Genomic DNA, 14,381 nt, shown 5'->3' on the forward strand with positions numbered 1-14,381 from the left:
GAGGATGCAATGATCCGGGGATTCTGACATGGCCGAAGCGCATCAGAAAAATCACGACTACCACATCATCGACCCGAGCCCGTGGCCGCTTCTTGCGTCCATCGGCGCCTTCGTCATCACCTTCGGCGGCGTCGGCTACATGCGCTACCTGAAGGGTGCCGACCTCAACATCGTCGGCATCAACTGGGCGTCGCCGTGGCTGTTCTACATCGGCGTCGCGATCATCCTCTACACGATGATCGGCTGGTGGAGCGACACCATCAAGGAAGGCCGCGAAGGCAACCATACGCGCGTCGTGTCCCTGCACCTGCGCTACGGCATGATCATGTTCATCGCCTCCGAGGTGATGTTCTTCGTGGCGTGGTTCTGGGCCTTCTTCGATGCGAGCCTCTTCCCGAACGAGGCGATCCAGGCGTCGCGCGTCGAGTTCACCGGTGGACAGTGGCCGCCGGCCGGCGTCGAGGTTCTCGATCCCTGGCACCTGCCGCTCTACAACACCGTCATCCTGCTCCTCTCCGGCACCTGCGTGACCTGGGCCCACCACGCCCTGCTTCACAACGACCGCAAGGGCGTGATCAACGGTCTCGCGCTCACCGTCGCGCTCGGCATCCTGTTCTCCTTCGTCCAGGCCTACGAATATGCGACCGCCCCCTTCGAGTTCTCCAACTCGATCTACGGCGCGACCTTCTTCATGGCGACCGGCTTCCACGGCTTCCACGTTCTGGTCGGCACGATCTTCCTGATCGTCTGCCTGATCCGGGCGATGCGCGGCGGGTTCACCCGCGAGCATCACTTCGGTTTCGAGGCAGCCGCCTGGTACTGGCACTTCGTCGACGTCGTCTGGCTCTTCCTCTTCTTCTCCATCTACATCTGGGGTGGATGGGGCGCTCCGCTCGCCCATTGATCGGGTGTGTCCTGATGACCACATTCCTGGGAGGGCGGCGCAAGCCGCCCTTCTGCTTTGAAGACCTCGCACGACCGGCACATTGGACATGAACCAGACCCCGCAACTTCAATCGACGAGCCGCCTCAAGAGCGTGGTAACGGCGGTTCTCGTGCTTGCCGCGCTGGCGATCCTTCTCTCGCTCGGGACCTGGCAGGCGCAGCGGCTCGTCTGGAAGGAAAAGCTCCTCGCCGACATAGCGGAGCGCCACACGGCCCCGCCCGCGAGCGTCGCGGAAATCGAAGCGATGGCGAACGGGGGCGAGGACATCGAATACCGGACCATGACGGCGACCGGCACATTCGACCACGGCCGCGAACGGCACTTCTTCGCGACCCACGAGGGCCGCACGGGCTTCTACGTCTATACGCCGATGACGCTCGCCCACGGGCGCACGCTCTTCGTCAACCGCGGCTTCGTGCCCTATGAGCTGAAGGATCCTTCGCTGCGCTCACAGGGCCAGGTCGAGGGTGAGGTGACGGTGAGCGGCTATGCCCGCTCCAAGCTCCTGGAAAAGCCGTCGGCCATCGTTCCCGACAACGATATCGCCAAGAACCTCTTCTACTGGAAGGATCTGTCCGCCATGACATCCTCCACGGGCCTCGATCCGCAGAATGTCCTGCCCTTCTTCATGGATGCGGACGCCAGGGGGGCCAATCCGGGCGGCTGGCCGCAGGGCGGCGTGACGCAGTTTTCTCTCTCCAACAATCACCTGCAATACGCGGTCACATGGTACGGCCTCGCGGCGGCGCTGGTCGCGGTCGTCGCGGGTGTATGGTGGCGACGGATGAGGGGGCCGAAGGCGGGCTGAGGAAGTTTTCCTTGGCGCCCGCAAGCAGGCTCGCCTATATGAGTGCAACGAACACGGGTCCAGGCAGCGGAACGGAATGAATCTTCATCTAGATCCATCAGTGGCCAAACCGCCGCTCACGATACGCTTGTGCGGACCGCGCGGTTTCTGCGCGGGCGTCGATCGCGCAATCCAGATCGTCGTGCTGGCGCTCAAGGCCTATGGCGCTCCCGTCTATGTCCGCCACGAGATCGTCCACAACCGCTACGTCGTGGAAGGCCTGGAAGCCAAGGGTGCGGTCTTCGTCGAGGAACTGGACGAGATACCGCCGGAACACCGCAACCAGCCGGTGGTCTTTTCAGCCCACGGTGTACCGAAATCGGTGCCCGCCGATGCTCAGGCCCGCAACCTCTTCTATCTCGATGCCACCTGTCCGCTCGTCTCCAAGGTCCACAAGCAGGCCATGCGCCACCAGCGCCTCGGCCGCCATGTCATCCTGATCGGTCATGCCGGCCATCCGGAAGTGATCGGCACGATGGGGCAGCTGCCGGAGGGAACCGTATCGCTGGTTGAGACGGTCGAGGATGCCGATGTCTACGTGCCTGCCGATCCCGACAATCTCGGTTTCGTCACGCAGACGACGCTCTCCGTCGACGATACCGCGGGCGTCATCGCCAGGCTCCGGGAGCGCTTCCCGAACCTCCAGGCGCCGGCCGCGGATTCCATCTGCTATGCCACCACCAATCGGCAGGATGCGGTCAAGGAAGCCGCGCCGGGATGCGACCTCTTCATCGTCGTGGGCGCGCCGAACTCCTCCAATTCCAAGCGGCTCGTCGAGGTCGCGCTGAGGGCAGGCGCCCAGAGGTCGCTTCTCGTCCAGCGCGCATCCGAACTCGACTGGGACACGATCGGTCCGATCTCCACGCTCGGCATATCGGCCGGGGCGTCAGCGCCGGAAGTCATCGTCGACGAGATCATCGAGGCCTTCCGCTCGCGCTATGACGCGACGGTCGAGCTGGCGATCACCGCCGAAGAGACCGAGAACTTCCTCGTCAATCGCGAACTGCGGGGCGTGCCGCTGACGCGCGAAGACATGGCCTTCGTGAACGGATGACTTTCCCGTCCCGGGTAGGATAGGGTGCGGCCGATTCCGGCAGGCGCCTCGCCTGCCTTTGCGACCATCTATCTTGAGAGACAACCTTGGCCGTTTACACAGACATCACGGAAGACGACCTCAGAGATTTCCTGGCCCAGTATGATGTCGGTGAGCTCACCTCCTACAAGGGCATTGCCGAGGGCGTCGAGAACTCGAACTTCCTGCTGCACACGACGCGCGAGCCGCTCATCCTGACGCTCTACGAGAAGCGGGTGGAAAAGGCCGACCTGCCGTTCTTCCTCGGCCTGATGCAGCACCTGGCCGACCGCGGCCTCTCCTGTCCGCTGCCCTTGCCGCGACGCGACGGCGCGTTCCTCGGTGAGCTTTCCGACCGGCCTGCGGCGCTCATCTCCTTCCTCGAAGGCATGTGGCTGCGCAAACCGGAGGCAAGGCACTGCCGCAAGGTGGGGCGTGCCCTGGCGCAGATGCACCTTGCCGGCGAAGGCTTCGAACTGACCCGCCCGAACGCCCTGTCGCTCGAGGGCTGGAAGACCCTGTGGGCAAAATCCGCCGGCCGGGCCGACGAAGTCGGGGCGGGGCTGGAGGAGGAGATCGGGGAGGAACTGGCCTATCTCGACCGCCACTGGCCGCGTGACCTGCCCTCCGGCGTCATCCATGCCGACCTCTTCCAGGACAATGTCTTCTTCCTCGGCGACAAGCTGTCCGGCCTGATCGACTTCTACTTCGCCTGCAACGACATGCTCGCCTACGACGTCTCGATCTGCCTGAACGCCTGGTGCTTCGAGAAGGACGGCTCCTACAATCTCACGAAGGGGATGGCGCTGCTGGAGGGCTATGATGCCGTGCGCCCGCTTTCGCCGCAGGAGAGGGAGGCGCTGCCCGTCCTCTGCCGTGGCTCGGCGCTCCGCTTCTTCCTGACCAGGCTCTATGACTGGCTGACGACCCCGGAAGGAGCCCTCGTGGTGAAGAAGGACCCGCTCGAATACCTGAGGAAGCTGCGCTTCCACCGGTCGATCGCATCGAGCGTCGAATATGGCCTGCCGGCGGAAGTGGCATCATGAAGCACGTTGAAATATTCACTGACGGGGCATGCTCCGGAAATCCCGGTCCTGGCGGATGGGGCGCGGTGCTTCGCCACGGCGATACCGAGAAGGAACTGTCCGGCGGCGAGGCGCAGACCACCAACAACCGCATGGAGCTGATGGCGGCCATCCAGGCGCTGAATGCGCTCAAGGTTCCGTGCGAGGTCGATCTCTATACCGACAGCGCCTACGTCAAGGACGGCATCTCCAAATGGATCTTCGGCTGGAAGAAGAACGGCTGGAAGACCGCCGACAAGAAGCCGGTCAAGAATGCCGAACTGTGGCAGCAGCTGGAAGAGGCGCGCAACAAGCACAAGGTCACGCTGCACTGGGTCAAGGGTCATGCGGGCCATCCGGAAAACGAACGCGCCGACGAACTGGCGCGGCAGGGCATGGCGCCCTTCAAGAAGCGTTGATCCCCGCTCGGACCGCGCGTCGTCTTTCCCCGATGGATAACCCGGCTGTGGCGCCAAGCCTGCCGGGTTCCAGCATGAGCGTTTTGGGGTTGCCCGACGCTCGACGATAACTAATGTGCTCGCCGGGGCATTGGCGGAGGTTGGAATGATCCTTCATTGCGTATTCCTGAGATTCAAGTCGGCCGTCCAGGCGACTGAGAAACAGGCAATCTACGATTCCATAAGAGCGTTGGCCGATGTCATCCCGGGGATGATCGACGTGCAGTCCGGGCCCGATGTTTCCCCTGAAGGATTGAACGGCGGCTTCCGCGACGGCTTCATCGTCCGCTTCGAAAACGCCGAGGCGAGGGATACCTACCTGGTGCATCCGGACCACGTGGCCGCGGGCGACCGCATCGTCGCCCTCACGGACGGCGGCCTTGCCGGCCTCATGGTCTTCGATATGGATGTATGAAAAAAGGGAGCCGCGGGGCTCCCTTTTCGAATGCAGCGAGCGCGCTCTTCAGAGCTGCTCGATCATCGCCGCGGCGCCGGATACGGTGACCTGCCCGGGGCTTTCCTCGACATTGAGGGATTTGACGACACCGTCGTCGACCAGCATGGAATAGCGCTTCGAGCGTTGCCCCAGCCCGCCGGCCGAAAGGTCCACGTCGAGGCCGAGCGCCTTGGTGAATGCTCCGTTCCAGTCCGACAGGAAGTGCAGCTTGCCCATTCCGCCGAGCGACTGCGCCCAGGCACCCATCACATGCACGTCGTTGACCGAGACTACCGCGATATCGTCTACGCCGCGCGCGAGAATTGCGTCGCGGTTTTCCAGGTAGCCAGGCAGATGGTTCTGGGAGCAGGTGGCGGTGAATGCGCCGGGAACGGCCAGGAGCACGACGCGCTTGCCCTTGAACAACTCATCGGTGGTGACCTCCACCGGGCCATCGGCGGTTTTTTCCTTGAAGGTTGCGGAAGGTAGCTTGTCGCCAATGGCAATGGTCATGGTAGTCTCCTGTCAGCGGGCGCCCCAGCGCCGTCCAACGGCACTATAGGTCCGCGTCAGTCGAAGACAAGCGAGCTTTCCATCGCCCGGTCGCCGGCAATCACCAGTATGCCCCATGACTTGCCGCTTGCGTCGTAGTCGCGAGGCAGCTTCTCGATCGGAATGTCGAGGCTGTAGTCGCGACCCTTCATCTGGCCCTTGCCGCCATCGAAGAAAACGTGGCCTTCCGGCCCCGTGACGATCACCTCGGGGGCGCGGTCGACGCCTGCGGGAAGGCGAAGCTGAAGCTCCAGCGCGTCCTTGCCGGACAGCGCGTGGCGCGTGACCTTGAAATCCTCGGAGGCGGGCTGGGGCAGCCGCGTCTCGGCGGCGGCAAGCAGCATTGCCTCTTCCATCGAAGGCTCGCGATGTCCTAGTTCCAGGGCGAAGTCCGCCTGGAAGGGAATGCAGATATTGCGGCAGAGCCCGACGAAGGCGGAAACGCCCACCTTGAGCGGCTTGCCGTCGTCCTCGACCTTCAGCCGGAAGGGGAGCGTTACCGGATGGTCGTAGCCGATATCCCGCAGGCTGCCGCTGTAGATGCGCTTCGGGACCGGATAGTCGATCCTCTGAAGCTGGACGGACGTCCCGTCAGGGAAGCTTAGTTGCGGGGGGATGCCGGCGTCGCCCGGCTCTTTCCAGTAGGTGATCCAGCCCGGGTTAGGCTCGATCTGCAGAGCCCCGCGGATCGTGCCGTCGCTGGATGGCGGCAGCGCCACAAGCCGCATTCGCCCGCCCTCGTTGGTCGCCCAGAGGGTCGTCTCGGCAAGCGCGGGCAACACGGGAATAACGGCGATTGCCGCGCCTAGGAACAGGCCTCTCGTCCAACCGCTCTCGAAACTGTGTCTGCCTGCGCCTGTTCTCATGGGTGCAAAGCTCTACCTCAGCCGGCAGGATCAGGCCAGCCGCCAGATCGCGGGCCCTGATCATTTTCGGTTGATTGCGCCGGGCCGGTGCCCCATCTTCCAGAGACAAGCCTCGCTTCGGACAACGGCGGATCGATAGCGGGAGAAGGAGGTCCAGATGGCCGTGACAAGTATCCAGGACGCTGGCGAGCGCGGCTTTCTCGACGGCCAGTTCCTGATCGCCATGCCGGGGCTGCAGGACGGCAACTTCGTGCGATCGGTCATCTATATCTGTGCCCATTCGCCGGCTGGCGCCATGGGCTTCATCATCAACCGGTCGCAGCCGGTCTCCTTCACCGACCTCCTGCTTCATCTGGAGCTGATGGAAAGCCGGGACGTCGCCGCGCTGCCCGAAAGCATCCGCCGCTTCCCGGTGCTCATGGGCGGGCCGGTGGAGACGGGACGCGGCTTCGTCCTCCACTCGGACGACTATTCGAGCGATTCCAGCATCCCCGTGAACGACGACATCTCGCTGACGGCAACCCTCGACATCGTCCGCGCCATCAGCGAGGGACGCGGCCCGAAGCGCGCGACCATGCTGCTCGGCTATGCGGGCTGGGGGCCGGGCCAGCTCGAGATCGAGCTTTCCAACAACGGCTGGCTGAACTGCCCGGCGACGGATGAGCTGATCTTCGATACCGCGCTCGATACCAAATACGACCGCGCGCTTGCCCTGCTGGGGGTCACGCCCGAGGCCCTGTCGACCGATATCGGACACGCCTGAACGCGGGTCCCGCTGGAACGAAGCGCGCCCCAGATCGTTTTTTCCCAGGAAGGCAATCGTGCCGTCCACAAGGAGTACACGAAGATGGGTAGCACCGGCGACAAGATCACAGGCAAGGCCAACGAACTGGCCGGCAAGGCAAGGCAGGCTGCAGGCGACGCAATGGGCGACCGCGAGATGGAAGCCAAGGGCGCCGCGCAGGAAGCCAAGGGCCACGGCCAGCAGGCGAAGGGTGAAGTCAAGAAGGCCGTCAAGAACGTGGTCGACCGCGCCTGATAATCGCCATGCTCATTGAAAAGCCCCGCGCCTCCCCGGCAGCGGGGCTTTTTATTGTCCGTAGAGCGGATACTACGCCCGCTTGGTGAGCGGGAACCGCTCCCCGAGAAGCCTGAGCGTCGCCTCGCTCGTCGTCGGCGGACCGAACAGGAAGCTCTGCCCGAACTGGCAGCCCATCTTGGCGAGTTCGGCGGCATCCTCGTCCGTCTCGATGCCTTCCGCGACGACCGCCATTTCCAGTGCCCGCGCCATCGCGATGACCGAACGCAGGAGCACGGCGCGCTTTTCCCGCACGTCGCGCACGAGCGCCTTGTCCAGCTTGATCGTGTCGAAGGGGAACTGCGTCAGGTAGGCGAGCGAGGAATATCCGGTCCCGAAATCGTCGAGTGCGAGACCGATGCCCACTTCCTTCAGCTTGGTCAGCACCAGCCTTGCCTGTTCCGGGTTCTCCATCATCACCGACTCGGTCAGTTCCAGCTTCAGCTGGCGCGGATCGCAGTCGCTTTTCGCCAGCAGCGCCCTCACGTCATTGTAGAGACTGTTGTTGAGGATCTGCGCGCTGGAGAGGTTGACCGCCACGAAGATCGGCAGGTCGCCGGTCTGGCGCTGCCAGTCGATGAGATCGCTGGCGGCCCGCTCGAGCGCGAACATCCCGAGCGGATGGATAAGGTCGGAACTCTCGGCGATCGGAACGAACTCGGAGGGCGGAATGCTGCCCTTGCGCGGATGATCCCACCGAAGCAGCGCCTCGAAGCCGGCAATCTCCCCGTCGTTCAGCCGGATGACCGGCTGGTAGGCGAGGGTAAGTTCCTTCCGCTCGATGGCGCGGCGCAGGTCGGTCTCGATCTGGAGCCGGTCCGTGCCGGACGAGCGGAAGATCGGCCGGAAGGGCTCGACCCGGTTGCCGCCGCCGCGCTTGGCCCGGTACATGGCGAGCTCGGCATTGCTGAGCAACTCGCTGCCGCTTTCCTGCTGATCCACCCAGGATGCGAGCCCGATCGATGCGGTCAGGATGATTTCCCGGTTGGCGAAATTGATCGGGACCATGATCGCCTTGGAGATCGCGTCGGCGAAATCGGCCACCTTCACGGGGTCCTGCTCGGAAACCAGGATCAGGCCGAACTGGTCGCCGGAAAGGCGGGCAAGCGTATCCTGCGGGCGGAGCAGGCGGCGAAGACGGCGCGTCAGCGCGATCAGGATATTGTCCCCCGCCGCAATCCCCAGCGCATCGTTGACCTGCTTGTAGCGATCGATGTCGATCGCCATCACGGTCGGCCGGACATTGTCGCTGCTGGAGGCAAGCGTCAGCACGGCCTGCAGCCGGTCGAGGAACACCTCGCGGTTGGGCAGGCCCGTCAGGTTGTCGTGCATCGCATCCTGCAACAGGCGCTCGACCGAGTTCTTCTGCTCCGTGATGTCGATGATGGTGCCGACGCAACGGATGATCTCGCCGTCGGAGCCGAGAACCGGGCGTGCGCGGATCTGCATCCAGTGGAAATGGCCATCCTCGGCGCGCAGCCGGAATTCGTGGCCGAGCCTGCCGCGACGATGTTCCAGGAGGACGTCGAGCGTCGCCTTGAACCGGTCGCGGTCGTCTGGATGCAGCCGGGGCAGCCAGTTACGAACCGGGCCATGCATCAGCCCGGCCGGCAGTCCGAGCTTGAGCGAGACGTCCGGAATGGTCACCACCCGGTCGCGTGCCACGTCCCAGTCCCATACCGTATCGCCCGAGCCGGTCAGCGCCAGGGACTGGCGCTCCAGGTCGGAAAACAGGCCCTGCTGGTAAGCCCCGCCCGCAAAGGCGTGCTGCATCACCGTGAAGCCGATGAGGAGGACGATGAGGACGAGCCCGCCGCCCAGCGCCGGCTGGATGATGTCGTTGTCGAGCTGGCCGGTGACGGTCAGCCACGCGCCGAACAGCCAGACCAGGATCAGCGCCCAGGTGGGCACGAGCAGGATCGCCCGGTCGTAGCGGTTGAGCCCGAGATAGATGATCAGCAGGATGCCCGCCGTCGCCGTCAGAGCGAATGACAGTCTTGCAATGCCCGACGCGACGGACGGGTCGTAGATGGCGACCCCGAAGAGCAGGACGAGGCAGAGGATCCAGGCAAGCGTCGCATAGCCGAGATTGACGTGCCATCGGTTGAGATTGAGGTAGGTGAAGAGAAAGATCACGAAGCTGGAGGCAAGCGCGACCTCCGCGCAGGCCCGCCACACCCGCTGGTCGCTGGCGGTGATGTTGATCAGCTGGTCCAGGAAGCCGAAGTCGACGCAGATATAGGCGAGCACCGCCCAGGCAAGCGCCGCCGCGGCCGGCAGCATGGACGTTCCCTTGACGACGAAGAGGATGGTCAGGAACACGGCGAGCAGGCCGGCAATGCCGAGCACGATGCCGCGGTAGAGCGTGAAGGCGTTGACCGTGTCCTTGTAGGCGGCCGGTTCCCACAGATAGAGCTGCGGCAGCGACGGCGTCGAAAGCTCGGCGACGAAGGTGATGACCGAGCCGGGGTTGAGCGTGATTCGGAAGACGTCCGCATCGGGGCTCGGCTCGCGGTCGAGCGCGAAGCCCTCGCTCGGCGTGATGGCGATGATGCGCTGCGAGCCGAGGTCCGGCCAGAACATCTTCGATCCCACCATGCGGAAATGAGGCGCGACGATCACGCGTTCGAGCTGTTCCTCGGAGACGTTGGCGAGCGCGAACACGGCCCAGTCGCCCTGGTGCGTCGGCGAGCTCGAGCGGACCTCGATGCGACGCCGGATACCGTCGGCGCCGGCCGCGGTGGAGACCTGGAAGGCCTCTCCCTGGTTGGTGTAGATGTCCGTCATGTCGGTGAGATCGAGCGCGGTGTCGTCGCGCGAGATCTTCACCGGTTCAGCCGCGTGGACATCCGATGCGAGGGAGACGACCGCCATGAAGGCGGCGAGGAGGAACGGCATCACGCATGCCGGGAGCCTGGAAACACTGCGGGCATTCATGGCCGCGTCATCTTCCCGAATTCACCATCTTCCGGAAGACGGGAGAACATCACGTGGTCGCGCCATTCCCCGTTGATCTTGAGATATTTTCGCAAAAGACCTTCTCGCTCGAAGCCGGCTTTGTCCAACAACCGGACACTCTTCCAGTTTTCCGGAATACAGGCTGCTTCAATCCGGTGCAACTGCAGTTGCCCGTAGATGTAGGGGATGGCGATTTTAAGGGCGGTGAGCATGTGGCCATGGCCCGCGTGCCGCTCCCCCATCCAGTAGCCGATCATGCAGCTCTGGGCCGCGCCGCGACGGATATAGCCGACGGTGAGCCCCCCGAGCAGGATCGCTTCGGGTCGGCTGAAGAGCAGGAGCGGAACCGCATAGCCCGCGCGAAATTCCTCCGCGCTCCGCCGCACCCGCGCGCGAAAGGAAGTCTCGGAGAGTTCCTCCTCGCGCCAGGACGGCTCCCAGGGCTGTAGAAAGGCCCGGCTTTCGGACCGCAGCCCGGACCATTGCGCGTAGTCGCCGTACTGGGGAAGGCGAAGCAGGTGGCTTTCCCCATAGAGATGGGGACCCTGCGGCTGCCGCGACAAAAACCGGAAGATCGATCCCGTCATGTCCACTCCAGATCGTCCTCGGCGACGAGCGCGCTGTCTGTGATGGACGCTGCCGAGACCTCGGCGGCGCTGGTTCGAGGCCGAACGGGCGAGCGCCCGTCCGGTAGCGGCGTCAGCCGGCGGCCCGTTCGCCCGTCCTGCCGGCGGGAGCAAGGCTCGCGGAAATCTCCTCCATCGAGGCAAGCTTCTCGATCGGCCCGACGGCGGAAAGCGTCGGCATCGTATCGAAGAACAGTCTTCCGGAAAGGTCCGTCAGTCGTTGTGTCGTGATCCCCTCGAGGCGCTCCATCATCTCGTTGTTGGGAATCGGGCGACCGTAGAGGATCATCTGCCGGGCGATCTGGCCGGCGCGTGCGGCCGGGCTCTCCTGTCCCATCAGCAGCTGCGCCCGGATCTGAGCCCGGGCCCGGTCGATCTCCTGCTCGTGGATCGTCTCCGATGCCTTGCGCAGTTCGTCGATGATGACCGGCAGCAGCTGCGGGATGTCGTCGCCGCCCGTCGCGGCGTGGATGCCGAAGATGCCGGTGTCGGAAAAGCCCCAGTGGAAGGCGTAGACCGAATAGCAGAGCCCGCGGTGCTCGCGCACTTCCTGGAAGAGGCGGGACGACATTCCGCCGCCCAGGATATTGGCGAGGATCTGCGAGCAGTAGAAGTCCCGCATGTGGTAGGCCTTGCCCTCGAAGCCGATCAGAAGCTGCGCGTCCATGAGGTCGCGCACTTCCCGCACGTCTCCGCCCGTATAGCGCGCGGCCTCCAGGACAGGAGGGGCGCTCGGCGTCTGCGGCAGGTTCGCGAACCGTGCCTCGACCTCCTTGCAGAACTGGTCGTGGTCGACGGCGCCGGCCGCCACGACATACATCCGGTCGGTCGTGTAGTTGCGCGCCAGGTAGTTGCGGATCTGTGCCGGCTTGAAGCTCTTCACCGTTTCCGGCGTGCCGAGGATAGGACGGCCGATCGTCTGGCCGCGATAGGCGATCTCGGAGAACTTGTCGAAGACGACATCGTCGGGCGTGTCGTTGGCGGCGCCGATCTCCTGAAGGATGACGTGCTTTTCGCGCCGTAGCTCTTCCTCGTCGAACATCGACTCCGTCAGGATGTCGGCCAGAAGGTCGACCGCGAGCGGCACGTGGTCCTTGAGGACGCGGGCATAGTAGGAGGTCGTCTCGGTCGAGGTCGCCGCGTTCAGTTCGCCGCCGACATTCTCGATTTCCTCGGCAATGTCGCGGGCGCTGCGCCTTGCCGTGCCCTTGAAGGCCATGTGCTCGAGCAGATGGGCAATCCCGTGTTCGTCTTCCGTTTCGTTACGGGAGCCGGACTTGATCCATACCCCGAGGGCGACGCTCTCCAGATGGGGCATTGCCTCGGTCACAACCGTCAACCCGGACGCAAGCCGGGTTACCTGTACATTCATCGCTTGTCTTTCTGGCGCCGGCGCCATTCATTTACCTGCACGGGCATGGTCGCCGATGAACTTCTCGACGTGCCTGATCTCGGCGGGAAGGATGTCGAAGCGTTCCTTCCTGGTCATCAGATCGGCGAGCCATGATGGGAGCGCCGGGTCAATTCCGCAAGCGGATTTTACCGCCGCCGGGAACTTGGCGGGATGCGCGGTGGCAAGCGTCACCATCGGGCTTGTCGGTTTCGCATTCTTCCGGGCCACGAACACGGCCGTCGCCGTATGGGGGTCGAGGAGGTATCCGGTATCGGCCAGCGTCTCGCGGATCGTCTCGGCCACCTGCTTCTCCGTCGCCCGCCCGGCGCGGAATTCGCGGCGGATCGCCTTGAGGGCCTGCGCCTCGATCTCGAACGATCCGGACTGCTTGAGGCCGGCCATCGCCGTGCGCACGGCCGACGGGTCGCGCCCGTGCGCCTCGAACAGCAGCCGCTCGAAGTTCGAGGAGATCTGGATGTCCATCGAAGGCGAGGTGGTCGCCTTGACCGCCCGCATTTCGTAGCGGCCGGTCTTCAGCGTACGCGCCAGGATGTCGTTGTCGTTCGTCGCGATCACCAGCCGTTCGATGGGCAGGCCCATGCGCTTGGCGACATAGGCGGCGAAGATGTCGCCGAAATTCCCGGTCGGTACCGTGAAGGAGATCTTCCGGTCGGGCGCGCCGAGGGAGAGCGCCGAGGTGAAGTAGTAGACCACCTGCGCCATGATCCGCGCCCAGTTGATCGAATTGACGCCCGACAGTTTCACGCGGTCGCGGAACGGCGCGTCGTTGAACATCTCCTTCACCAGCGTCTGGCAGTCGTCGAAATTGCCCTCGATCGCCAGGGCATGCACGTTGGCGGCCGGCGAACTGGTCATCTGCCGCTGCTGCACGGGAGACACCTTTCCGCGCGGGAAGAGGATGAAGATGTCGGTCCGGTCGCGTCCGGCAAACGCATCGATTGCGGCGCCGCCGGTGTCGCCGGACGTGGCGCCGACGATCGTCGCCCGCTCGCCGCGTTCGGCAAGCACGTAGTCCATCAGGCGGGCCAGAAGCTGCATGGCGACGTCCTTGAACGCCAGCGTCGTGCCGTGGAAGAGTTCCAGGACGAAATCGTTAGGCCCCGTCTGCACCAGCGGCGCGACGGCAGGGTGCCGGAACGTGGCATAGGCTTCGTCGATCATCGATTGCAGCTTCTCGGCCGGGATCTCGTCGCCAACGAAGCGGCGAAGGATCTCGAATGCCACCTGCTGGTAAGACTTGCCGCGCAGGGCGCGGATCTCCCGCTTGGTCAGAACAGGCCATTCACGTGGCACATACAGGCCGCCATCGCGCGCAAGACCTGCGAGAAGCGCATCCCGGAAGCCGAGAACCGGCGCCTCTCCGCGGGTAGAAATGTATTCCACTACCTTCAATCCCCAATCGATTTTTGTTCGCGCCGCTGATATAGACCAGGAAAATGGGCTGCGAAAGGCCGGAAGACAGCATCTTTCGGAGCGTCTTTGCTGGCCGGAATTGTATCGAGAGGATTGAGTACGGTGATGGGTAGAACAGCACGCAGTCTTATGTCGGTTTCTCTTCTGGCCGTGCTTGCCGGATGCAATTCATCCTCTCCGACCTCCGGCCTGACGGGAGCCGCGCCCGCCGCACAGGCCGAGGCCACGCCGGTGATCCAGGCCTTCTGCCCGCCTGTCGTCATGCGCGAGGAGACGGCCATCCACCGCGCCTATGCCCGTGGCGGACAGGATAATCCGGAGAAACTGATCTACCAGGCATCGCTTGCCGATGCGACCCGCGCCTGCACCGCGAACGAGACCACGCTGACGATCAACGTCGTCGCGCAGGGCCGCGTCGTCGCGGGGCCCGCCGTCACCGCCGGCCAGATCAATCTGCCCGTCCTCGTGGAAGTGCTCGATGGCGACAACGTCATCTACTCGCAGACGGTCAGCTTCCCGGTCGAACTGCCGACCACCGGCACGCAGTTCGTGTTCAGCAAGCCCGACGTCCAGATCCCGAACGCACAGGGCGGCGCCTCCCGCTTCACCCGCGTCCGCCTCGGCTTCGACGGCGGCTCCAGGCGCTAAGCC

Annotated in this window: 15 protein-coding genes; 9 read left to right on the plus strand and 6 right to left on the minus strand. The window is 64.3% G+C overall.

Features of this window, described 5'->3' with window-relative positions:
• Nucleotides 1-28: 28 nt before the first annotated feature.
• The 6 genes from ACWGPT_RS17540 (at nt 29) to ACWGPT_RS17565 (ending at nt 4,802) form a co-directional block, all read left to right on the plus strand.
• On the plus strand, nt 29-904 hold the full coding sequence (locus ACWGPT_RS17540) for a cytochrome c oxidase subunit 3 (RefSeq protein WP_452606913.1): 876 nt from the start codon (nt 29-31) through the stop codon (nt 902-904).
• A gap of 88 nt (nt 905-992) precedes the next feature.
• Entirely contained in the window at nt 993-1,754 is a 762-nt protein-coding gene (locus ACWGPT_RS17545; RefSeq protein ID WP_452606914.1) for an SURF1 family protein, read from the plus strand.
• Between the two features lie 76 nt (nt 1,755-1,830).
• On the plus strand, nt 1,831-2,847 hold the full coding sequence (gene ispH / locus ACWGPT_RS17550; protein WP_452606915.1) for a 4-hydroxy-3-methylbut-2-enyl diphosphate reductase: 1,017 nt from the start codon (nt 1,831-1,833) through the stop codon (nt 2,845-2,847).
• A gap of 86 nt (nt 2,848-2,933) precedes the next feature.
• Nucleotides 2,934-3,911: a homoserine kinase gene (locus tag ACWGPT_RS17555; protein ID WP_452606916.1), complete on the plus strand. Its 978-nt coding sequence runs from the start codon at nt 2,934-2,936 to the stop codon at nt 3,909-3,911.
• Nucleotides 3,908-4,348, plus strand: coding sequence for a ribonuclease HI (gene rnhA, locus ACWGPT_RS17560; RefSeq protein WP_452606917.1), 441 nt, complete (start codon nt 3,908-3,910; stop codon nt 4,346-4,348). The genes ACWGPT_RS17555 and rnhA overlap by 4 nt, the downstream gene beginning before the upstream one ends.
• Before the next feature lie 145 nt (nt 4,349-4,493).
• Nucleotides 4,494-4,802, plus strand: a complete 309-nt coding sequence (locus ACWGPT_RS17565; RefSeq protein WP_452606918.1) for a Dabb family protein — start codon at nt 4,494-4,496, stop codon at nt 4,800-4,802.
• Nucleotides 4,803-4,850: 48 nt separating this feature from the next.
• Here ACWGPT_RS17565 and ACWGPT_RS17570 read toward each other — a convergent pair whose 3' ends face one another.
• Together ACWGPT_RS17570 and ACWGPT_RS17575 are read right to left on the minus strand one after the other, a co-directional pair.
• On the minus strand, nt 4,851-5,336 hold the full coding sequence (locus ACWGPT_RS17570; RefSeq protein ID WP_452606919.1) for a redoxin family protein: 486 nt from the start codon (nt 5,334-5,336) through the stop codon (nt 4,851-4,853).
• A 56-nt stretch (nt 5,337-5,392) separates the two neighbouring features.
• A complete protein-coding gene (locus ACWGPT_RS17575; protein WP_452606920.1) occupies nt 5,393-6,241 on the minus strand; it encodes a protein-disulfide reductase DsbD domain-containing protein in 849 nt (282 codons plus the stop codon).
• A 157-nt stretch (nt 6,242-6,398) separates the two neighbouring features.
• On the opposite strand from ACWGPT_RS17575, the gene ACWGPT_RS17580 reads away from it, so the two are divergent.
• Entirely contained in the window at nt 6,399-7,004 is a 606-nt protein-coding gene (locus ACWGPT_RS17580) for a YqgE/AlgH family protein (protein ID WP_452606921.1), read from the plus strand.
• A gap of 84 nt (nt 7,005-7,088) precedes the next feature.
• Nucleotides 7,089-7,280, plus strand: coding sequence for a CsbD family protein (locus tag ACWGPT_RS17585; protein WP_452606922.1), 192 nt, complete (start codon nt 7,089-7,091; stop codon nt 7,278-7,280).
• A 72-nt stretch (nt 7,281-7,352) separates the two neighbouring features.
• Here the strand turns inward: ACWGPT_RS17585 and ACWGPT_RS17590 are convergent, their stop codons facing one another.
• From ACWGPT_RS17590 to thrC, 4 genes are all read right to left on the minus strand, one after another.
• Complete coding sequence (locus ACWGPT_RS17590) at nt 7,353-10,256, minus strand: EAL domain-containing protein (RefSeq protein WP_452606923.1); 2,904 nt, start codon at nt 10,254-10,256, stop codon at nt 7,353-7,355.
• The gene (locus ACWGPT_RS17595) at nt 10,253-10,864 is read right to left on the minus strand and encodes a GNAT family N-acetyltransferase (RefSeq protein WP_452606924.1); all 612 of its coding nucleotides are present in this window, start codon (nt 10,862-10,864) and stop codon (nt 10,253-10,255) included. The genes ACWGPT_RS17590 and ACWGPT_RS17595 overlap by 4 nt, the downstream gene beginning before the upstream one ends.
• 112 nt (nt 10,865-10,976) lie before the next feature.
• On the minus strand, nt 10,977-12,275 hold the full coding sequence (locus ACWGPT_RS17600; protein WP_452606925.1) for a M16 family metallopeptidase: 1,299 nt from the start codon (nt 12,273-12,275) through the stop codon (nt 10,977-10,979).
• 27 nt (nt 12,276-12,302) lie between these two features.
• Nucleotides 12,303-13,700: a threonine synthase gene (thrC, locus tag ACWGPT_RS17605; protein WP_452606926.1), complete on the minus strand. Its 1,398-nt coding sequence runs from the start codon at nt 13,698-13,700 to the stop codon at nt 12,303-12,305.
• A 135-nt stretch (nt 13,701-13,835) separates the two neighbouring features.
• Between thrC and ACWGPT_RS17610 the strand changes: the two genes are divergently transcribed.
• Nucleotides 13,836-14,378, plus strand: coding sequence for a PilZ domain-containing protein (locus ACWGPT_RS17610; protein ID WP_452606927.1), 543 nt, complete (start codon nt 13,836-13,838; stop codon nt 14,376-14,378).
• The last annotated feature ends 3 nt before the right edge of the window (nt 14,379-14,381 follow it).

Source organism: Pseudorhizobium sp. NPDC055634 (assembly GCF_053618655.1).

Coding starts and splice junctions, on each gene's coding strand:
- ACWGPT_RS17540 (WP_452606913.1), top strand. CDS start 29: ATGGCCGAAGCGCATCAGAAAAATCACGACTACCACATCATCGACCCG.
- ACWGPT_RS17545 (WP_452606914.1), top strand. CDS start 993: ATGAACCAGACCCCGCAACTTCAATCGACGAGCCGCCTCAAGAGCGTG.
- ispH (WP_452606915.1), top strand. CDS start 1,831: ATGAATCTTCATCTAGATCCATCAGTGGCCAAACCGCCGCTCACGATA.
- rnhA (WP_452606917.1), top strand. CDS start 3,908: ATGAAGCACGTTGAAATATTCACTGACGGGGCATGCTCCGGAAATCCC.
- ACWGPT_RS17565 (WP_452606918.1), top strand. CDS start 4,494: ATGATCCTTCATTGCGTATTCCTGAGATTCAAGTCGGCCGTCCAGGCG.
- ACWGPT_RS17570 (WP_452606919.1), bottom strand. CDS start 5,336: ATGACCATTGCCATTGGCGACAAGCTACCTTCCGCAACCTTCAAGGAA.
- ACWGPT_RS17575 (WP_452606920.1), bottom strand. CDS start 6,241: ATGAGAACAGGCGCAGGCAGACACAGTTTCGAGAGCGGTTGGACGAGA.
- ACWGPT_RS17580 (WP_452606921.1), top strand. CDS start 6,399: ATGGCCGTGACAAGTATCCAGGACGCTGGCGAGCGCGGCTTTCTCGAC.
- ACWGPT_RS17585 (WP_452606922.1), top strand. CDS start 7,089: ATGGGTAGCACCGGCGACAAGATCACAGGCAAGGCCAACGAACTGGCC.
- ACWGPT_RS17590 (WP_452606923.1), bottom strand. CDS start 10,256: ATGAATGCCCGCAGTGTTTCCAGGCTCCCGGCATGCGTGATGCCGTTC.
- ACWGPT_RS17595 (WP_452606924.1), bottom strand. CDS start 10,864: ATGACGGGATCGATCTTCCGGTTTTTGTCGCGGCAGCCGCAGGGTCCC.
- ACWGPT_RS17600 (WP_452606925.1), bottom strand. CDS start 12,275: ATGAATGTACAGGTAACCCGGCTTGCGTCCGGGTTGACGGTTGTGACC.
- ACWGPT_RS17610 (WP_452606927.1), top strand. CDS start 13,836: ATGGGTAGAACAGCACGCAGTCTTATGTCGGTTTCTCTTCTGGCCGTG.